This is a genomic window from Streptomyces sp. L500, from assembly GCF_054551825.1.
The window spans coordinates 177,852-197,600 of sequence record NZ_JBTOLC010000007.1; the positions used below are offsets into that span (position 1 = coordinate 177,852).

The window sequence follows — 19,749 nt, forward strand, 5'->3', positions numbered from 1 at the left end:
CCGCTGTTGTTCCTGATGGCGCCCCGTGCGCGGCGGTCCGGTGGCCGGGATCGATACCATGGCAGTCCGGACCTGAACGGGGGGCCGGTACGCATGAGGAGTGCTCTTGCCAGACGAGGTCCAGCCGCTCACCGCCGCTCAACAGGACAAGAAGCCGTCTCCCGAGGCCGCGGCGGTCACGGGCACGCCCTCCGGCCGCCCGCGGGGGGACGCCCCGGGCCCGGCCGCGGACGGGGAGCGGAACCGGCCGCAGGCCGCCGCGAGCACCCCGCAGCACAAGGCCGACCGGCAGCCCACCGCGGCCCGCCCCCAGCCGGCGGGCGCCCAGGCCCCGGCCCGCCCCACGCCCCCGCAGGGCCCCGCGCACCGGCCCGGCTCCTCCAGCCGCGTCCGCGCCCGCCTCGCCCGCCTCGGCGTCCAGCGCTCCAGCCCGTACAACCCCGTGCTCGAGCCGCTGCTGCGCATCGTGCGCGGCAACGACCCGAAGGCCGACGCCGCCACGCTGCGCCAGATCGAGCGGGCCTACCAGGTCGCCGAGCGCTGGCACCGGGGCCAGAAGCGCAAGAGCGGCGACCCGTACATCACCCACCCCCTCGCCGTCACCACGATCCTCGCCGAGCTGGGCATGGATCCGGCCACCCTGATGGCCGGACTGCTGCACGACACCGTCGAGGACACCGAGTACGGCCTGGAGGACCTCCGCCGCGACTTCGGCGACCAGGTCGCCCTGCTCGTCGACGGCGTCACCAAGCTCGACCGGGTGCAGTTCGGCGAGGCCGCGCAGGCCGAGACCGTGCGCAAGATGGTCGTCGCCATGGCCAAGGACCCGCGCGTCCTGGTCATCAAGCTCGCCGACCGCCTCCACAACATGCGCACCATGCGCTACCTCAAGCGGGAGAAGCAGGAGAAGAAGGCCCGCGAGACCCTGGAGATCTACGCCCCGCTGGCCCACCGGCTGGGCATGAACACCATCAAGTGGGAGCTGGAGGACCTCGCCTTCGCGATCCTCTACCCCAAGATGTACGACGAGATCGTCCGGCTCGTCGCCGAGCGGGCCCCCAAGCGCGACGAGTACCTGGCCGTCGTCACCGACGAGGTCCAGGCCGACCTGCGCGCCGCCCGCATCAAGGCGACCGTCACCGGCCGCCCGAAGCACTACTACAGCGTCTACCAGAAGATGATCGTGCGGGGCCGGGACTTCGCCGAGATCTACGACCTGGTGGGCATCCGCGTCCTCGTCGACACCGTCCGCGACTGCTACGCGGCGCTCGGCACCGTCCACGCCCGGTGGAACCCGGTGCCGGGGCGGTTCAAGGACTACATCGCGATGCCCAAGTTCAACATGTACCAGTCGCTGCACACGACGGTCATAGGGCCCAGCGGCAAGCCCGTCGAACTCCAGATCCGCACGTTCGACATGCACCGCCGCGCCGAGTACGGCATCGCCGCGCACTGGAAGTACAAGCAGGAGGCCGTCGCCGGCGCCTCCAAGATCCGTACGGACGTGCCCAAGAACGCCGGCAAGAACCAGGACACCGTCAATGACATGGCCTGGCTGCGGCAGCTCCTCGACTGGCAGAAGGAGACCGAGGACCCGGGCGAGTTCCTGGAGTCCCTGCGCTTCGACCTCTCGCGCAACGAGGTCTTCGTCTTCACGCCCAAGGGCGATGTCATAGCGCTCCCGGCGGGTGCCACGCCCGTCGACTTCGCCTACGCCGTCCACACCGAGGTCGGCCACCGCACGATAGGCGCCCGGGTCAACGGCCGGCTCGTCCCGCTGGAGTCCACCCTCGACAACGGCGACCTGGTGGAGGTCTTCACCTCCAAGGCGACCGGCGCCGGCCCCTCCCGCGACTGGCTGGGCTTCGTCAAGTCCCCGCGCGCCCGCAACAAGATCCGCGCCTGGTTCTCCAAGGAGCGCCGCGACGAGGCCATCGAGCAGGGCAAGGACGCCATCGCGCGCGCCATGCGCAAGCAGAACCTGCCGATCCAGCGGATCCTCACCGGCGACTCGCTGGTCACCCTCGCGCACGAGATGCGCTACCCCGACATCTCCTCCCTCTACGCCGCCATCGGCGAGGGCCATGTCGCGGCGCAGGGCGTGGTGCAGAAGCTCGTCCAGGCCCTCGGGGGCGAGGACGCGGCGACGGAGGACATCGAGGAGGCGGCACCGCCCATCCGCGGCCGTTCCAAGCGCCGTTCGAGCGCCGACCCGGGCGTGGTCGTCAAGGGCGTCGACGACGTGTGGGTGAAGCTGGCCCGCTGCTGTACGCCCGTCCCCGGCGATCCGATCATCGGCTTCGTCACCCGGGGCAACGGGATCTCCGTGCACCGCGCGGACTGCGTCAACGTCGACTCGCTCTCGCAGCAGCCCGAGCGGATCCTCGACGTGGAGTGGGCGCCGACGCAGTCGTCGGTCTTCCTCGTCGCCATCCAGGTGGAGGCGCTGGACCGCTCCCGGCTGCTCTCGGACGTCACCCGGGTGCTGTCCGACCAGCACGTCAACATCCTGTCGGCCGCCGTGCAGACCTCCCGCGACCGGGTGGCCACCTCGCGCTTCACCTTCGAGATGGGCGACCCCAAGCACCTGGGGCACGTCCTGAAGGCGGTGCGCGGCGTGGAGGGCGTCTACGACGTCTACCGCGTGACGTCGGCCCGCAGGCCGTGAGCAGCCTGCTCAAGAGCACATGAGTAAGGGGCTCCGGCAATAGCCGGAGCCCCTTACTTCGTGGCGGCCCGATCAGCCGCCGAACTCCTCAAGGCCCTTCAGGGCCTGGTCGAGCAGGGCCTTGCGGCCCTCGAGCTCCTGCGAGAGCTTGTTCGCCTTGGCGTCGTTGCCCGCGGCGCGCGCCTTGTCGACCTGCTCCTGGAGCTTGTCGACGGCGGCCTGGAGCTGACCCGTCAGCCCGGCCGCACGGGCCCGCGCCTCCGGGTTCGTGCGCCGCCACTCGGCCTCCTCGGCCTCCTGGATGGCCCGCTCGACCGCGTGCATCCGGCCCTCGATCTTCGGGCGGGCGTCGCGCGGCACATGGCCGATGGCCTCCCAGCGCTCGTTGATCGAACGGAACGCGGCCCGGGCCGCCTTCAGATCGGTCACCGGGAGCAGCTTCTCGGCCTCGACGACCAGCTCCTCCTTCAGCGTGAGGTTGCCGGACTGCTCGGCGTCGCGCTCGGCGAAGACCTGGCCGCGGGCCTGGAAGAAGACGTCCTGCGCGCCCCGGAAACGGGCCCACAGCTCGTCCTCCGCCTCGCGCTGGGCGCGCCCGGCGGCCTTCCAGTCGGCCATCAGGTCGCGGTAGCGCGCGGCCGTGGGACCCCAGTCCGTCGAGCCCGAGAGCGACTCGGCCTCGGCGACCAGCTTCTCCTTGACCTTGCGGGCCTCCTCGCGCTGCGCGTCCAGCGAGGCGAAGTGCGCCTTGCGCCGCTTGGAGAACGCCGACCGGGCGTGCGAGAAGCGGTGCCACAGCTCGTCGTCGGTCTTGCGGTCCAGCCGGGGCAGACCCTTCCAGGTGTCCACCAGGGCGCGCAGCCGCTCGCCGGCCGAGCGCCACTGCTCGCTCGCCGCCAGCTCCTCGGCCTCGGCGACCAGCGCCTCCTTGGCCGTACGGGCCTCCTCGGACTGCTTGGCCTTCGCCGCCTTGCGCTCCTCGCGGCGCGTGTCGACGGTGGCGACGAGCTTGTCCAGCCGCTCCCGCAGCGCGTCCAGGTCGCCCACCACGTGATGCTCGTCGACCTGGGTGCGGATGTGATCGATCGCGGCCGTCGCGTCCTTGGCCGAGAGATCGGTGGTCCTCACCCGTCGCTCGAGGAGGCCGATCTCGACGACCAGGCCCTCGTACTTGCGCTCGAAGTAAGCCAGGGCCTCCTCAGGGGACCCCGCCTGCCACGAGCCGACGACCTGCTCGCCGTCGGCAGTACGCACGTACACGGTGCCCGTCTCATCGACGCGGCCCCACGGGTCGCTGCTCACAGCGCCTCCTCCACATGATGGCGGGGCCGTCGTCGCGGCCCGCGCGCATCGTCCACAGTTGTTGCCGGGCAGGGCCGCGCCCTGACCGGGTCCGACGGCTTGATCATCCGGGTGCGCGGAACCGTCGGAGCAGGCACCCTACACAACGCCAACATAGGCGAACGGCGGCCCGGCTGTCCGTATCCCGCGCGACCGAAATTTCGCCGTACGGGCGTCAGCTTCTGGTCACCGCCGCCTTGTCGATGACGACGGTGGCGTTCGGCGCGCCGTCGCCGGCCCCGGAGCTCTCGCCCGCGTCGGCGATCTTCTTCAGCGTCTTCATGCCCTCGGCGCCGATGGTGCCGAACGGCGTGTACTGCGGCGGCAGCTGGCTGTCCTGGTAGACGAGGAAGAACTGGCTGCCGCCGGTGTGCGGCTGGCCGGTGTTGGCCATCGCCACCGTGCCCGCGGGGTAGACGTTCCCCTTGAGCTTCGGGTCCTTGAGGTTCTCGTCCTCGATCGTGTAGCCGGGGCCGCCCTGGCCGGTGCCCTTGGGGTCGCCGCACTGGAGGACGTAGATCCCCGCGGTGGTCAGCCGGTGGCACTTGGAGTGGTCGAAGAAGCCTTCCTTCGCCAGGAAGTCGAAGGAGTTGACCGTGTGCGGGGCGTTCGCGGCGTCGAGCTTGAGGTCGATGGCGCCGCACGTGGTCGTGAGGTTCATCGCGTACGACGCCGACTTGTCGACCGTCATCTCCGGCTCGGACTTCCACGTCTTCGCGGACGGCGTGCCCGGCGCGGGCTTCGCGCAGGGGTCCTTCTTGGGCGTGGGAGCGGCGTCGGCGGCGACGTTCTTCTTCCCGCCGTCGTCGACCAGGGCACCGGTGGCGTACGCGGTGGCGCCCGCGGCCAGCACCACGGCCACTCCGGCGGCGATCACCGCGTTCCGGCGGCGGGCCTTGCGGCGGGCCGCCTCGCGGCGCTGCTGCTGCCGTTCGAACTTCTCCCGGGCGAGCTGGCGCCGCCGCTGCTCGTTACTGACCACCGGGTCCTCTCCTCGTGCCGTCGCTGTGCATGTCATAAGCCACGAATCGCAAGTGTCGCCCGTACCGTATACGGGTTCGCCGTGGTGGGAGTGCCGCCGGTAGGCTCTGAGGCGGTCGGGTGTCCCCGCCTGGGGGCGTCCGCCGGAAAGACCACCCGCAAGACCGCCTGCAGGACCGCCTGCAAGAACTCGCCGATCATTAAGGACGAACGTGCTCATTGCCGGGTTCCCCGCCGGGGCCTGGGGGACCAACTGCTATCTGGTCGCCCCCGCCGCCGGCGAGGAGTGCGTGATCATCGACCCGGGCCACCAGGCGGCCCAGGGCGTCGAGGAAGCGCTCAAGAAGCATCGGCTCAAGCCCGTCGCCGTCGTCCTCACCCACGGCCACCTCGACCACGTCGCCTCGGTCGTCCCGGTGTGCGGCGCCCATGACGTCCCCGCCTGGATCCACCCCGCCGACCGCTACATGATGAGCGACCCGGAGAAGGCCCTCGGCCGCTCCATCGGGCAGCACCTCATGGGCGAGCTGACGGTGGGCGAGCCGGACGACGTCAAGGAGCTCTCCGACGGCAGCCGGCTGGAACTCGCGGGGCTGGAGTTCTCCGTCGCGCACGCGCCCGGCCATACCAAGGGGTCGGTGACCTTCAGGATGCCCGAGACCGCCGAGATCCCCTCGGTGTTCTTCTCGGGCGACCTGCTGTTCGCCGGCTCCGTCGGACGCACCGACCTGCCCGGCGGTGACCACGCCGAGATGCTCCAGTCGCTGGCCCGTGTGTGCCTGCCCCTGGACGACTCGACCGTGGTGCTGTCCGGCCACGGCCCCCAGACGACCATCGGCCAGGAGCGCGCCACCAACCCGTATCTGCGGGAAGTGGCCGCCGGCCTTGGAGCCCCCTCGGCTCCGCGACGAGGAATGTGACGAGAGTTTCCGTGAGCACCTTCAAGGCCCCCAAGGGCACCTACGACCTCCTTCCGCCCGACTCGGCCACCTACCTCGCCGTGCGCGAGGCGATCTCCGCGCCGCTCAAGCGGTCCGGCTACGGCTATGTGGAGACCCCCGGCTTCGAGCAGGTCGAGCTGTTCTCCCGCGGCGTCGGCGAGTCCACCGACATCGTGACCAAGGAGATGTACACCCTCACCACGCGCGGCGGCGACCAGCTCGCCCTGCGCCCCGAGGGCACCGCCTCCGTGCTGCGCGCCGCCCTGGAGGCCAACCTCCACAAGGCCGGCAACCTGCCCGTCAAGCTCTGGTACTCGGGCTCGTACTACCGCTACGAGCGCCCGCAGGCCGGCCGCTACCGCCACTTCTCGCAGGTCGGCGCGGAGGCCATCGGCGCCGAGGACCCGGCGCTGGACGCCGAGCTGATCATCCTGGCCGTCGACGCCTACAAGTCGCTGGGCCTTACGAACTTCCGCCTGCTGCTCAACTCCCTCGGCGACAAGGAGTGCCGCCCCGCCTACCGGGCCGCCCTGCAGGACTTCCTGCGCGGCCTGGAGCTGGACGAGGACACCCGCCGCCGCATCGAGATCAACCCGCTGCGCGTCCTCGACGACAAGCGCGAGGCCGTCCAGAAGCAGCTCGTCGGCGCCCCCATGCTCCGCGACCACCTGTGCGAGGCGTGCAAGGAGTACCACGAGGAGGTCCGCGCGCTGCTGACCGCCGCCGGCGTCGCCTTCGAGGACGACGAGAAGCTGGTCCGGGGCCTGGACTACTACACCCGCACCACCTTCGAGTTCGTCCACGACGGCCTCGGCTCGCAGTCCGCCGTCGGCGGTGGCGGCCGCTACGACGGCCTCTCCGAGATGATCGGCGGCCCCGCCCTGCCGTCCGTCGGCTGGGCGCTCGGCGTCGACCGTACGGTGCTGGCCCTCAAGGCCGAGGGGATCGAGCTCGAACTGCCCGCCGCCACTCAGGTCTTCGCGGTGCCGCTGGGCGAGGAGGCCCGCCGGGTGCTCTTCGGCGTGGTGACCGAGCTGCGCCGGGCCGGCGTCGCCACCGACTTCGCCTTCGGCGGCAAGGGCCTGAAGAACGCCATGAAGTCGGCCAACCGCTCCGGCGCGCGCTTCGCGCTCGTCGCCGGCGAGCGGGATCTCGCCGAGGGCGTGGTGCAGCTCAAGGACCTGGAGAGCGGCGAGCAGAAGGCCGTGCCGCTCGACACCGTTGTGAGTGAAGTCCGTTCGGCCCAGAGCTGATTCACAGACTGCTGGTGCAGAATGAGGCGGCAACGGCCTACTGATGGGATCGACAGCGCTATGACGACTTCGGCACTCGACCGCTCGGACCTCGACGGCACGGAGCGGGACGGCCCCGGCCGTGGCGCCGTGGGCGCGAGCCGCGCGTTCGCGCTGCTGCTGGTGATCACCGGCGCCATGGGTCTGCTGGCCTCCTGGGTCATCACGCTGGACAAGATCGAGCTTCTCAAGGACCCGAACTTCAAGCCCGGCTGCAGCCTCAACCCCATCGTCTCCTGCGGCAACATCATGCAGAGCGAGCAGGCCGAGGCCTTCGGGTTCCCCAACCCGATGCTGGGCCTGGTCTGCTACGGCGTGATCATCGCGATCGGGCTGGCGCTGCTCTCCGGCGCCCGCCTGCCGCGCTGGTACTGGCTGGGCATGGAGGCCGGCTGCCTCTTCGGCGTCGGCTTCGTCACCTGGCTCCAGTACCAGTCGCTGTACGTCATCGGCTCGCTGTGCCTGTGGTGCTGCCTGGCCTGGGTCGCCACGATCCTGATGTTCTGGTACGTCACCGTGCAGAACGTCCGGCACGGCTTCATCCCCGCGCCGGACGGGCTCAAGCGGGGGCTGCTGGAGTTCCACTGGGTGCTGCCGGTGCTGCACATCGGCGTCATCGGGATGCTGATCCTCACCAAGTGGTGGTGGTTCTGGACGGGCGGCACGGCCTGACGCGCCCCTTCGCATCGGCTTGATCAATGCCGCCGGACCCTCGGGTCCGGCGGCATTGTCAGTGGGGTGGCATAGGGTTTCGAGCGTGGAGCCCGACCTGTTCACCGCCGCCGCGGAAGACCGCCAGGAGAAGGATCCGGCGAGCAGCCCCCTGGCCGTCCGGATGCGCCCCCGCACGCTCGACGAGGTGGTGGGGCAGGGGCATCTGCTGGGGCCCGGCTCCCCGCTGCGCCGCCTGGTGGGAGAGGGCAGCGGCGGCCCCGCCGGGCCCTCCTCGGTGATCCTCTGGGGCCCGCCCGGCATCGGCAAGACCACGCTCGCCTATGTGGTCAGCCAGGCCACCAACAAGCGCTTCGTGGAGCTCTCCGCGATCACCGCCGGGGTCAAGGAGGTACGGGCCGTCATCGACGGCGCGCGCCGCGCCTCCGGGGGCTACGGCAAGGAGACCGTCCTCTTCCTGGACGAGATCCACCGTTTCAGCAAGGCCCAGCAGGACTCACTGCTGCCCGCCGTGGAGAACCGCTGGGTCACGCTCATCGCGGCCACGACGGAGAACCCGTACTTCTCGATCATCTCCCCGCTGCTCTCCCGCTCCCTGCTGCTGACCCTCCAGGCCCTGACGGACGACGATCTGCGCGGCCTGATCCGTCGCGCCCTCATCGACGAGCGCGGGCTGGGCGGGGCGGTGGCCCTCTCGGAGGACGCCGAGGCCCATCTGCTGCGCATCGCGGGCGGTGACGCCCGCCGCGCGCTCACGGCGCTGGAGGCGGGTGCGGGCTCGGCCATCGCCAAGGGCGAGGACGAGATCACCCTGGAGACGCTGGAGGGCGCGGTCGACCGGGCGGCCGTGAAGTACGACCGCGACGGCGATCAGCACTACGACGTGGCCAGCGCCCTGATCAAGTCCATCCGCGGCTCGGACGTGGACGCGACGCTGCACTATCTGGCGCGGATGATCGAGGCGGGGGAGGACCCGCGCTTCATCGCGCGCCGGCTGATGATCTCGGCGAGCGAGGACATCGGCCTGGCCGACCCCACGGCCCTCCAGACGGCGGTGGCCGGAGCACAGGCCGTCGCCATGATCGGGTTCCCCGAGGCGAGGATCACGCTGGGTCACGTGGCGGTGGCGCTGGCACTGGCCCCCAAGTCCAACGCGGCGTATCTGGCGATCGACGCCGCGCTGGCGGACGTACGGGCGGGGCTGGCGGGGCCGGTGCCGGCGCATCTGCGGGACAGCCATTACAAGGGGGCGGAGAAGCTGGGGCACGGGGAGGGGTATCAGTACCCGCATGACCTGCCGGGCGGGATCGCGGCGCAGCAGTACGCCCCGGATTCCGTGCACGGGAAGGTGTACTACGAGCCGACTCGGCACGGGGCGGAGGCGCGGTACGCGGACGTTGCCGAGCGGGTGCGCTCGCGCCTGCGCGGGAAGTCGTAACCGTTCGGGTGCGGCCCGGTGGCCGGTTTGTGCCCACCCTCCCCCAGCTACCGCTGGGAGGTGCCCCCAGCCCTGCGGAACGCCTGCCCACAAACCGGCGCCCCCCGTTCAGCAGCCCGCTGCCTCGAACAACTGGTGCATCGCCCGCCGCAAGGCGACCACGTCGTCGGCCGGCTCCGGGAATTCGAAGCGGGCGTCGAAGGAGCGGTCGGCCGGGGTGCCGGGGCCGTGGCGGCGGGTGAAGCGGACGCGGAGGCCGTAGCGGTCCAGGGCCACCGGCACCGCTGAGGCGTACGCGTCCCACGCGTCGCTCTCGCGGTCGCCGAGCAGCGCGCACAGGCTGCGCACCTGGTCGCCGTGGCCGGAGTGGAGGTGCTGGAGCAGCTCCGCCTCGTGCTCGACCAGCGGGTCGGGGCAGGCGCGGGCGAAGGCGTCGGGCTCGACGGTCTCGGCGCCCCACAGGTCGTCCACGCTCGCCTCGCCCAGCTCCAGCCGCAGGAGCATCCGGCCCGGCTCGGCGACCCCGGGCACGCAGGTCAGCCAGCCGGACAGCCAGGCGCGGCCGCGGATCCGGTTGGGGACGGAGACGGGGGCCACGTCCGTGAGCTCCAGGACGACGGCCAGCTCGTCGTCCTGGGCGTGGGTGGCGGCCCGGACGGCCGGGGAGTCGGCGGGCAGGACGAGGAAGACCTCGCCGTCCGGGCCGACGGTCCGCACGTCCGGCAGCAGCTGGTCGGGGCAGGAGCCGGCGGCCCCGGGAATGAGCAGCACCGCGGAGCATGTACTCTGTACGAGAGTTCGTGTGCGCTCGGCTGCTGACGGCATCCGTGCGATCTCAAGTCCGCCAGGACGCGGCTGACCACGATCTGATCGGACCTCCGTCACGTCGACGCCCTCGTGAGCGTCGGATCCCTTTTGGGATCCCTTCGTGCTGTCCGTGATGTGACTGGTGTTCCCCGGACGAGACATGCGATCTCCTTGAGTAAGGTAAGCCTAACCTAACTTATCAACGGAGGTCTGGAGAACGTGCCTAACCAGTCGCGTCCCAAGGTCAAGAAGTCCCGTGCGCTCGGCATCGCGCTGACGCCGAAGGCCGTCAAGTACTTCGAGGCCCGCCCCTACCCGCCGGGCGAGCACGGCCGTGGCCGCAAGCAGAACTCGGACTACAAGGTCCGTCTGCTCGAGAAGCAGCGTCTGCGCGCCCAGTACGACATCAGCGAGCGCCAGATGGCGCGTGCCTACGACCGCGCCAAGAAGGCCGAGGGCAAGACGGGCGAGGCGCTGGTCGTCGAGCTCGAGCGTCGCCTCGACGCCCTGGTCCTGCGTTCGGGCATCGCCCGCACCGTGTACCAGTCCCGCCAGATGGTCGTCCACGGCCACATCGAGGTCAACGGCAAGAAGGTCGACAAGCCGTCCTTCCGCGTCCGTCCGAACGACGTCGTGACCGTTCGCGAGCGCAGCCGTGCCAAGCACCCGTTCCAGGTCGCCATGGCCGGTGGCTACGCCGGTGAGGGCGAGACCCCGCGCTACCTGCAGGTCAACCTGCAGGCGCTGGCGTTCCGCCTGGACCGCGACCCGAACCGCAAGGAGATCCCGGTGATCTGCGACGAGCAGCTCGTCGTCGAGTACTACGCCCGCTAAGTCGGACGTTTTACCTCTCCTTTCGCCCAGCCCGTCGTTCCGCCGGCCCTCGTGGCCGCGGGCCGGCGGGCTGGTGCGTTTCCGGGGCCGGCAGGCCCCGCGCGTCCCTCGTACATCCGTGCCGTACGGACCGGTAATGCGGTACGGCCGCCGAGGCCCGGCGCGATAAGGTCGGTATCCGACAAGCGTTGAAAGACAACAGCTAGGGAGCGGTGCAGCGTGTCCGGTGGAGAGGTGGCCGGGATCCTCGTGGCCGTCTTCTGGGCGATCCTCGTGTCGTTCATCGCCCTGGTGCTGGTGCGGCTCGCGCAGACGCTGAGAGCGGCCACCAGACTGGTCGCCGACATCTCCGAGCAGGCCGTCCCGCTGCTGGCCGACGCGTCCGCGACCGTCCGCTCCGCCAACACCCAGCTCGCCCGCGTCGACTCGATCACCGCGGACGTCCAGGAGGTCACGGCGAACGCCTCGGCGCTCTCCTCGACCGTCTCCTCCGCCTTCGGCGGCCCCCTGGTCAAGGTCGCCGCGTTCGGCTACGGCGTGCGCCGCGCGATGGGCCGCAAGGCGGAGCCCGAGCCGAGGAGCACCGTCTTCGTCGGCAGGGCCGTCGACAAGAAACCGCCGTCCGCCCGGTTCGGCGGCCGCCGTCTCCGTGGGAAGGGCTGAGTCCCGGAAATGTTCCGCCGCACGTTCTGGTTCACCACCGGTGTAGCAGCCGGTGTCTGGGCCACCACCAAGGTCAACCGCAAGCTCGCCAAGCTCACCCCGGAGAGCCTGGCGCTCCAGGCGGCCGACCGGGCCGTGATCGCCGGCCGCAAGGTCAAGCTCTTCGCCCTCGACGTGCGCGACGGCATGGCCCACCGGGAGGCGGCCCTCAAGGACGCCCTGGGCCTCGCCGTCGTCCCGCCGGAGCCCGACCGCCGCGCCCTTCCCGAGCAGCGCCGCCTCGTCGCTCTCGAGCAGCACCACCCCTACAACTCGTTCACCCGGAAAGAGGACCACTGATGGAGTCGGCTGAAATCCGCCGTCGCTGGCTGCGCTTCTTCGAGGAGCGCGGGCACACCGTCGTCCCCTCGGCGTCGCTCATCGCGGACGACCCGACGCTGCTGCTGGTCCCCGCGGGCATGGTCCCCTTCAAGCCCTACTTCCTCGGTGAGGTCAAGCCGCCCTTCCCGCGCGCCACGAGCGTGCAGAAGTGCGTCCGCACCCCGGACATCGAAGAGGTCGGCAAGACCACCCGCCACGGCACGTTCTTCCAGATGTGCGGCAACTTCTCCTTCGGCGACTACTTCAAGGAAGGCGCCATCAAGTACGCCTGGGAGTTGCTGACGACTCCCGTGGCGGACGGCGGCTACGGCCTGGAGCCCGAGAAGCTCTGGATCACCGTCTACCTCGACGACGACGAGGCCGAGCGCATCTGGCGCGACGTCGTCGGCGTGCCGGCCCAGCGCATCCAGCGCCTGGGCAAGAAGGAGAACTACTGGTCCATGGGCGTCCCGGGCCCCTGTGGCCCGTGCTCCGAGATCAACTACGACCGGGGCCCGGAGTTCGGCGTCGAGGGCGGCCCGGCCGTCAACGACGAGCGCTACGTGGAGATCTGGAACCTGGTCTTCATGCAGTACGAGCGCGGTGCCGGCGAGGGCAAGGAGGACTTCCCGATCCTCGGCGAGCTGCCCAGCAAGAACATCGACACCGGCCTCGGTCTCGAGCGCCTGGCGATGATCCTCCAGGGCGTGCAGAACATGTACGAGACCGACACCCTGCGCGTCGTGATCGACAAGGCCACCGAGCTCACCGGCGTCCGGTACGGCGCGGCGAAGGACACGGACGTCTCCCTGCGCGTGGTCGCCGACCACATGCGCACGTCCACCATGCTCATCGGTGATGGCGTCACCCCCGGCAACGAGGGCCGCGGCTACGTCCTGCGCCGCATCATGCGCCGCGCCATCCGCAACATGCGCCTGATGGGCGCCACCGGCCCCGTCGTCGCCGACCTCCTCGACGTCGTCATCCGCACGATGGGCCAGCAGTACCCCGAGCTGCTCGCCGACCGCACGCGCATCGAGACCGTCGCGCTCGCCGAAGAGGCCGCCTTCCTCAAGGCCCTCAAGGGCGGCACCAACATCCTCGACACCGCCGTGACCGAGACCAAGGCCGCCGGTGGCACGGTCCTCTCCGGCGACAAGGCGTTCCTGCTCCACGACACCTGGGGCTTCCCCATCGACCTCACCCTGGAGATGGCCGCCGAACAGGGCCTCTCCGTGGACGAGGACGGCTTCCGCCGCCTGATGAAGGAGCAGCGGGAGCGCGCCAAGGCCGACGCCAAGGCCAAGAAGACCGGCCACGCCGACCTGTCCGCCTACCGCGAGGTCGCCGACACCTCCGGCGAGACCGACTTCACCGGCTACACCACCACCGAGGGCGAGTCGACCATCGTCGGCCTGCTCGTCGACGGCGTCTCCTCGCCCGCCGCCACCGAGGGCGACGAGGTCGAGGTCGTCCTCGACCGCACCCCCTTCTACGCCGAGGGCGGCGGCCAGCTCGCCGACCAGGGCCGGATCAAGCTCCACTCCGGTGCCGTGATCGAGGTCCGCGACGTCCAGAAGCCGGTCCCCGGCGTCCACGTCCACAAGGGCGTCGTCCAGGTCGGCGAGGTCACCGTGGGCGCCTCCGCCTACGCCGTCATCGACGTCAAGCGCCGCCGCGCCATCGCCCGCGCCCACAGCGCCACCCACCTCACCCACCAGGCGCTGCGCGACGCCCTGGGCCCGACGGCCGCCCAGGCCGGCTCGGAGAACTCCCCGGGCCGCTTCCGCTTCGACTTCGGCTCGCCGACCGCCGTGCCCGGCTCGGTCCTCACCGACGTCGAGCAGCGCATCAACGAGGTCCTCTCCACCGAGCTCGACGTCCACGCGGAGGTCATGAGCCTGGAGGAGGCCAAGAAGGCCGGCGCCATCGCCGAGTTCGGCGAGAAGTACGGCGAGCGCGTACGCGTCGTGACCATCGGCGACTTCTCCAAGGAGCTGTGCGGCGGTACGCACGTCGCCAACACCGCCCAGCTGGGTCTGGTGAAGCTCCTCGGCGAGTCCTCGATCGGCTCCGGTGTGCGCCGTGTCGAGGCCCTCGTGGGCGCCGACGCCTACAACTTCCTGGCCAAGGAGCACACGGTCGTCGCCCAGCTCACCGAGCTGGTCAAGGGCCGCCCGGAGGAGCTCCCGGAGAAGATCTCCGGCATGCTCGCCAAGCTCAAGGACGCCGAGAAGGAGATCGAGCGCTTCCGCGCCGAGAAGGTCCTGGCGGCCGCCGCCGGCCTGGCCGAGGGCGCCAAGGACGTCCACGGCATCGCCCTGGTCACCGGCCGGGTGCCGGACGGCACCGGCGCCGACGACCTGCGCAAGCTGGTCCTCGACGTCCGCGGCCGCGTCCAGGGCGGCCGGGCCGCCGTGGTGGCCCTGTTCACCGTCGCCAACGGCCGCCCGCTGACCGTGATCGCCACCAACGAGGCCGCCCGTGAGCGCGGTCTGAAGGCCGGCGACCTGGTCCGTACGGCCGCGAAGACCCTCGGTGGCGGTGGCGGCGGCAAGCCGGACGTCGCCCAGGGCGGCGGCCAGAACCCCGAGGCCCTCGACGAGGCCATGGCCGCCGTCGAGCGCCTCGTGGCCGAGGCGGCCTGACGTGCGACGCGGCAGGCGCATCGCCGTGGACGTCGGGGACGCCCGGATCGGGGTCGCCTCGTGCGACCCCGACGGGATCCTCGCCACTCCGGTGGAGACCGTCCCCGGCCGGGACATCCCCCAGGCGCACAAGCGGCTGGTGGCGATCGTCGCGGAGTACGAGCCCATCGAGGTCGTCGTCGGCCTGCCCCGCTCCCTCAAGGGGGGCGAGGGCCCGGCCGCGGCCAAGGTGCGCACCTTCGCCAAGGAGATGGCCCGGCGGGTCGCCCCGGTGCCGGTGCGGCTGGTCGACGAGCGGATGACGACCGTCACGGCCGCCCAGGGCCTGCGCGCCTCCGGAGTCAACGCCAAGAAGGGCCGCTCCGTGGTGGACCAGGCGGCCGCGGTGATCATCCTGCAGAACGCCCTGGAGATCGAGAAGACCTCCGGGCGGCCGCCGGGCGAGGCCGTCGACGTGGTCATCTGATCGCAATACGGTAACGTTCCGCGCGACATGGCAGCTGTTCGAATGTCTTCCGGGCAGGACCAGACGTCGGACTTCCGCGCTTCACCGAGCGCACTGGCTGCCGCTGTGCGGCTCTAGGGGATAGATGACTGAGTACGGCCGGGGTTCCGGCTCCCAACCGTGGCATCCCGAGGACCCTCTGTACGGGGACCGGGGTTACACCGGGCAGCAGTACACGCAGCCCCATCAGGCCCAGCAGTCGCAGCCCCCCTACGACGGCCGGCAGGACTACGGCTGGGACCCCTCGCAGAACGCGGGGGGCCCCGGCCCGTACGACACCAACGGCCACGGTGAGCAGTACACCGGGCAGCAGAGCGGACAGCAGACCGGCACGTACCCGAACGGTGGCCAGCAGGGCTACTACGAGTACGACACGGGCGCCCACGGCTACCCCGACCAGCACACGGGCACGCATCAGGTGCCGATGGACCAGCACACGGGCGCCCACCAGATGCCCATGGACCAGCACACCGGGCAGCACCAGGTCCCCATGGACCAGCACACGGGCGCCCACCAGATGCCCGTGAACCAGCACACGGGCCAGCACCAGATGCCGCAGCCCCCCGGGGAGCAGCACACCGGTACGCATCAGATGCCCCAGGCGCGGACCGCCACCGCCGACCCCGTCGAGGAGAAGATCTCCCTCTTCGACGACATCGACGACCGGGCCCCCGCCCTCCTCGACGACGACTCCGACGACGGCGACGAGCCCGCCCGGGGCCGCGACCGGCGTGGCAAGGGCAGGGGCGGCAAGGGCAAGGGCCGGGAGAAGAAGCCCAAGCGCCGCAGCGGCACCGCCTGCCTGCTGGTCGCCGTGGTGCTCGTCGGCGGCCTGGGCGGCGCCGGCTACTTCGCCTACGACTACTGGGAGACCCACTACGGCACCGCGCCCGACTACGAGGGCGAGGGCACCGGTCAGGTGCAGGTCGAGATCCCCAAGGGCGCCAGCCTCACCGAGATGGGCCAGGTCCTGGAGAAGGCCGGGGTCGTCAAGAGCGTCGGCGCCTTCACCTCGGCCGCCGCGAAGAAGTCCATCCAGCCCGGCACGTACACCCTCCACAAGGAGATGTCCGGCGCCGCGGCCGTGGGGATGATGACCAACTCGGCGAACTTCCTGACCTTCGCCGAGGGCATGCGGGCCGCCGAGATCTACTCCACGATCGACAAGAAGCTCGGGCTCGCGGCGGGCACCACCAAGGGCGTCGCCAAGAGCCAGGCCAAGAACCTGGGCCTGCCCGAGTGGGCGAACAGCGGCCCCGACGTCAAGGACCCGCTGGAGGGCTTCCTCTTCCCGTCGCAGTACAGCGCGGGCAAGGGCACCAAGCCGGAGGACCTCCTGCGCCAGATGGTCGCCCGCGCCAAGCAGAACTACGAGGCGCAGGACGTGACGGGCAAGGCCGCCGCGCTGGGGCTGAAGTCCCCGATGGAGGTCGTCACCGTCGCGAGCCTCGTCCAGGTCGAGGGAAAGTACAAGCACGACTTCGACAAGATCTCCCGCGTGGTCTACAACCGGCTCAAGCCGGACAACAAGGAGACCTACGGCCTCCTCGACTTCGACTCCACGGTGAACTACGCCAAGAGCCAGAGCACCCTCGACGTCGGCGCGGTCAGCGATCTGCGGAAGTTCAAGGACCCGTACAACACCTACAACATCAAGGGCCTGCCGCCCGGGCCGATCAGCAACCCCGGCCTGGAGGCCCTGAAGTCCGCGCTCCAGCCGGCGGACGGCCCCTGGTACTACTTCGTCTCCATCAACGAGAACGAGACCCTGTTCGCGGTGACGAACGCGGAGCACAACAAGAACCGCCAGAAGTACGAGCAGGAGAACAAGGCGAAGAAGGCGGCCGCGCAGTGACCGGTCCCGCCGCGACCGGGCGCCGGCGGGCCGCCGTGCTCGGCTCGCCGATCGCCCACTCGCTCTCGCCCGTCCTCCACCGGGCCGCCTACGCGGAACTGGGCCTGGGGGAGTGGACGTACGACCGCTTCGAGGTGGACGAGGCCGCGCTGCCCGCCTTCCTCGCGGAGCTGGGCCCCGGCTGGGCCGGGCTCTCCCTCACCATGCCCCTCAAGCGGGCGGTGATCCCGCTGCTGGACGAGGTCAGCGCCACCGCCCGGTCCGTGGAGGCGGTCAACACCGTCGTCCTCACCGACGACGGCCGCCGCCTCGGCGACAACACCGACATCCCCGGCATCGCCGCCGCCCTGCGCGAGCGGGGCGTGGAGACGGTCGGCTCCGCCGCGATCCTCGGCGCCGGCGCCACCGCCTCCTCGGCGCTCGCCGCCCTCGCCCGGATCTGTACCGGCGAGGTCACCGCCTACGTCCGCAGCGCCGAGCGCGCCGCGGAGATGCGCGAGTGGGGCGAGCGGCTGGGCGTGACCGTGCGCACCGCCGACTGGTCGCGCGCGGCCGAGGCCCTCACCGCGCCGCTGGTCGTCGCCACCACCCCCGCCGGTGCCACGGACGATCTCGCCGGGTCCGTCCCCGAGCGCCCCGGCACGCTCTTCGACGTGCTCTACGAGCCCTGGCCGACCCCGCTGGCCGCCGCCTGGGCCCGGCGGGGCGGCACCGTCCTCGGCGGCCTGGACCTGCTGGTCCACCAGGCCGTCCTCCAGGTCGAGCTGATGACGGGCCGCGCCCCGGCCCCCCTGGCGGCCATGCGCGCGGCCGGCGAGGCGGCCCTGGCCGCCCGTACGCGCTGACGGACCGGTCGGCCCGGCCGTCCACCACGTGACGCCGCCGGTCCACACCCTGGACCGGCGGCCGGGAATGTCCGCCCGGCATGGGAGGATCTGGGGTGGCGGGCCAGGGTCGCGCTCCCCGGGCCGCCGCCGCGCCGCCGCGCGGCACGAGATTCGAGCGCGCGAGCAGAGGAGCACCGTTGAGCAGGTTGCGCTGGCTGACGGCGGGGGAGTCGCACGGCCCCGCACTCGTGGCGACGCTGGAGGGACTTCCCGCCGGCGTGCCGGTCACCACGGAGATGGTGGCGGACCACCTGGCGCGACGGCGGCTCGGCTATGGACGCGGCGCGCGGATGAAGTTCGAGCGCGACGAGATCACCTTCCTCGGTGGCGTCCGGCACGGGCTGTCCATGGGCTCCCCGGTCGCGGTCATGGTGGGCAACACCGAGTGGCCCAAGTGGGAGCAGGTCATGGCGGCCGACCCCGTCGACCCCGCCGAGCTGGCCGAGCTGGCCCGCAACGCCCCGCTCACCCGCCCCCGCCCCGGCCACGCGGACCTCGCCGGGATGCAGAAGTACGGCTTCGACGAGGCCCGGCCGGTCCTGGAGCGGGCCTCCGCCCGTGAGACCGCCGCCCGCGTGGCCCTCGGCGCCGTCGCCCGCTCCTTCCTCAAGGAGGCGGCCGGCATCGAGATCGTCTCCCACGTCGTGGAGCTGGCCGCGGCCAAGGCCCCGTACGGCGTGTACCCCACCCCCGGCGACGTCGAGAAGCTCGACGCCGACCCGGTGCGCTGCCTCGACGAGGAGGCGAGCAAGGCGATGGTCGCCGAGATCGACCAGGCCCACAAGGACGGCGACACCCTCGGCGGCGTCGTCGAGGTCCTGGCCTACGGCGTCCCGGTCGGCCTCGGCTCGCACGTCCACTGGGACCGCCGGCTGGACGCCCGCCTCGCGGCCGCCCTGATGGGCATTCAGGCGATCAAGGGCGTCGAGGTCGGCGACGGCTTCGAGCTGGCGCGCGTGCCCGGCTCCAAGGCGCACGACGAGATCGTCGCCACCGAGGACGGCATCCGCCGCGTCACCGGCCGCTCCGGCGGCACCGAGGGCGGCCTGACCACCGGCGAGCTGCTGCGCGTCCGCGCCGCCATGAAGCCCATCGCCACCGTCCCGCGCGCCCTGCGCACGATCGACGTGACCACCGGCGAGGCCGCCCAGGCCCACCACCAGCGCTCGGACGTGTGCGCCGTCCCGGCAGCCGGCATCGTCGCCGAGGCGATGGTCGCGCTCGTCCTCGCCGACGCGGTGGTGGAGAAGTTCGGCGGCGACAGCGTCGCCGAGACCCGTCGCAACGTCCAGGGCTACCTCGAGAACCTGGCCATCAAGTGACCACCCCCGTCATCGTCCTGGTGGGCCCGCCCGGCGCGGGCAAGTCCACCATCGGCGCCCTGCTCGCCGAGCGGCTGGGCACCGGCTACCGGGACACCGACGCCGACATCGAGAAGGCCGCCGGGAAACCCATCCCGGAGATCTTCGTCGACGAGGGCGAGCCGCACTTCCGCGAGCTGGAGCGGCAGGCCGTCCGCACCGCCGTGGCCGAGCACCCCGGGGTGCTCGCCCTCGGCGGCGGCGCCGTCATGGACCCGGGCACCCGGGCCCTCCTCAAGGGCCTGCCCGTGGTCTTCCTCGACGTCGAACTCGCCGACGCCGTGCGGCGCGTGGGCCTCGACGCGCCGCGTCCGCTGCTCGCCGTCAACCCCCGCAAGCGGTGGCGCGAGCTGATGGACGCGCGCCGCCCGCTCTACACCGAGGTCGCCCGCGCCGTGGTCGCCACCGGCGGCCGCACCCCGGCCGAGGTCGCCGACGCCGTGCTCGAGGCACTGCGGCCGCCCCTGGCCCCCACACCGGACACCACGCAGTGAGG

17 protein-coding genes are annotated in these 19,749 nt (G+C 71.5%); 14 read left to right on the plus strand and 3 right to left on the minus strand.

The window, feature by feature from the left end:
* Positions 1 to 106: 106 nt before the first annotated feature.
* Positions 107 to 2,668: a RelA/SpoT family protein gene (locus tag ACX9I7_RS10485; RefSeq protein ID WP_387576375.1), complete on the plus strand. Its 2,562-nt coding sequence runs from the start codon at positions 107 to 109 to the stop codon at positions 2,666 to 2,668.
* 72 nt (positions 2,669 to 2,740) lie between these two features.
* On the opposite strand, the gene ACX9I7_RS10490 is transcribed toward ACX9I7_RS10485, so the two are convergent.
* Positions 2,741 to 3,970 (minus strand): DUF349 domain-containing protein, encoded by a 1,230-nt coding sequence (locus tag ACX9I7_RS10490; RefSeq protein ID WP_126913332.1) that lies wholly within the window; start codon positions 3,968 to 3,970, stop codon positions 2,741 to 2,743.
* Between the two features lie 214 nt (positions 3,971 to 4,184).
* Positions 4,185 to 4,991: a peptidylprolyl isomerase gene (locus ACX9I7_RS10495; RefSeq protein WP_392756824.1), complete on the minus strand. Its 807-nt coding sequence runs from the start codon at positions 4,989 to 4,991 to the stop codon at positions 4,185 to 4,187.
* 211 nt (positions 4,992 to 5,202) lie between these two features.
* On the opposite strand from ACX9I7_RS10495, the gene ACX9I7_RS10500 reads away from it, so the two are divergent.
* The 4 genes from ACX9I7_RS10500 (at position 5,203) to ACX9I7_RS10515 (ending at position 9,333) form a co-directional block, all read left to right on the plus strand.
* Complete coding sequence (locus ACX9I7_RS10500; protein ID WP_358622463.1) at positions 5,203 to 5,910, plus strand: MBL fold metallo-hydrolase; 708 nt, start codon at positions 5,203 to 5,205, stop codon at positions 5,908 to 5,910.
* An 11-nt stretch (positions 5,911 to 5,921) separates the two neighbouring features.
* Positions 5,922 to 7,184 carry a histidine--tRNA ligase gene (gene hisS / locus ACX9I7_RS10505; protein ID WP_459387134.1) on the plus strand — a complete coding sequence of 421 codons (1,263 nt, stop codon included), beginning with the start codon at positions 5,922 to 5,924 and terminating at the stop codon, positions 7,182 to 7,184.
* Between the two features lie 60 nt (positions 7,185 to 7,244).
* Positions 7,245 to 7,895 (plus strand): vitamin K epoxide reductase family protein, encoded by a 651-nt coding sequence (locus ACX9I7_RS10510; RefSeq protein WP_189453959.1) that lies wholly within the window; start codon positions 7,245 to 7,247, stop codon positions 7,893 to 7,895.
* Positions 7,896 to 7,980: 85 nt separating this feature from the next.
* Positions 7,981 to 9,333 carry a replication-associated recombination protein A gene (locus tag ACX9I7_RS10515; protein ID WP_459387135.1) on the plus strand — a complete coding sequence of 451 codons (1,353 nt, stop codon included), beginning with the start codon at positions 7,981 to 7,983 and terminating at the stop codon, positions 9,331 to 9,333.
* Positions 9,334 to 9,441: 108 nt separating this feature from the next.
* On the opposite strand, the gene ACX9I7_RS10520 is transcribed toward ACX9I7_RS10515, so the two are convergent.
* The gene (locus ACX9I7_RS10520; RefSeq protein ID WP_387576367.1) at positions 9,442 to 10,158 is read right to left on the minus strand and encodes a DUF2470 domain-containing protein; all 717 of its coding nucleotides are present in this window, start codon (positions 10,156 to 10,158) and stop codon (positions 9,442 to 9,444) included.
* A 201-nt stretch (positions 10,159 to 10,359) separates the two neighbouring features.
* Here ACX9I7_RS10520 and rpsD point away from each other — a divergent pair, with 201 nt between their 5' ends.
* From rpsD to ACX9I7_RS10565, 9 genes are all read left to right on the plus strand, one after another.
* A complete protein-coding gene (rpsD, locus tag ACX9I7_RS10525) occupies positions 10,360 to 10,974 on the plus strand; it encodes a 30S ribosomal protein S4 (RefSeq protein WP_126913325.1) in 615 nt (204 codons plus the stop codon).
* A gap of 219 nt (positions 10,975 to 11,193) precedes the next feature.
* Positions 11,194 to 11,637 (plus strand): DUF948 domain-containing protein, encoded by a 444-nt coding sequence (locus ACX9I7_RS10530; RefSeq protein ID WP_459387136.1) that lies wholly within the window; start codon positions 11,194 to 11,196, stop codon positions 11,635 to 11,637.
* Positions 11,638 to 11,646: 9 nt separating this feature from the next.
* Positions 11,647 to 11,976, plus strand: coding sequence for a hypothetical protein (locus tag ACX9I7_RS10535; RefSeq protein WP_459387137.1), 330 nt, complete (start codon positions 11,647 to 11,649; stop codon positions 11,974 to 11,976).
* The gene (alaS, locus tag ACX9I7_RS10540) at positions 11,976 to 14,645 is read left to right on the plus strand and encodes an alanine--tRNA ligase (RefSeq protein ID WP_387576364.1); all 2,670 of its coding nucleotides are present in this window, start codon (positions 11,976 to 11,978) and stop codon (positions 14,643 to 14,645) included. The genes ACX9I7_RS10535 and alaS overlap by 1 nt, the downstream gene beginning before the upstream one ends.
* A gap of 1 nt (position 14,646) precedes the next feature.
* A complete protein-coding gene (ruvX, locus tag ACX9I7_RS10545) occupies positions 14,647 to 15,111 on the plus strand; it encodes a Holliday junction resolvase RuvX (RefSeq protein ID WP_387576362.1) in 465 nt (154 codons plus the stop codon).
* 124 nt (positions 15,112 to 15,235) lie between these two features.
* The gene (gene mltG / locus ACX9I7_RS10550) at positions 15,236 to 17,005 is read left to right on the plus strand and encodes an endolytic transglycosylase MltG (protein WP_387576360.1); all 1,770 of its coding nucleotides are present in this window, start codon (positions 15,236 to 15,238) and stop codon (positions 17,003 to 17,005) included.
* Positions 17,002 to 17,850, plus strand: a complete 849-nt coding sequence (locus ACX9I7_RS10555) for a shikimate dehydrogenase (RefSeq protein ID WP_459387138.1) — start codon at positions 17,002 to 17,004, stop codon at positions 17,848 to 17,850. Before mltG ends, ACX9I7_RS10555 begins: the two co-directional genes overlap by 4 nt.
* Before the next feature lie 179 nt (positions 17,851 to 18,029).
* A complete protein-coding gene (gene aroC, locus ACX9I7_RS10560) occupies positions 18,030 to 19,214 on the plus strand; it encodes a chorismate synthase (RefSeq protein WP_189453977.1) in 1,185 nt (394 codons plus the stop codon).
* Positions 19,211 to 19,747: a shikimate kinase gene (locus ACX9I7_RS10565; protein WP_126913319.1), complete on the plus strand. Its 537-nt coding sequence runs from the start codon at positions 19,211 to 19,213 to the stop codon at positions 19,745 to 19,747. Before aroC ends, ACX9I7_RS10565 begins: the two co-directional genes overlap by 4 nt.
* Positions 19,748 to 19,749 lie beyond the last annotated feature (2 nt).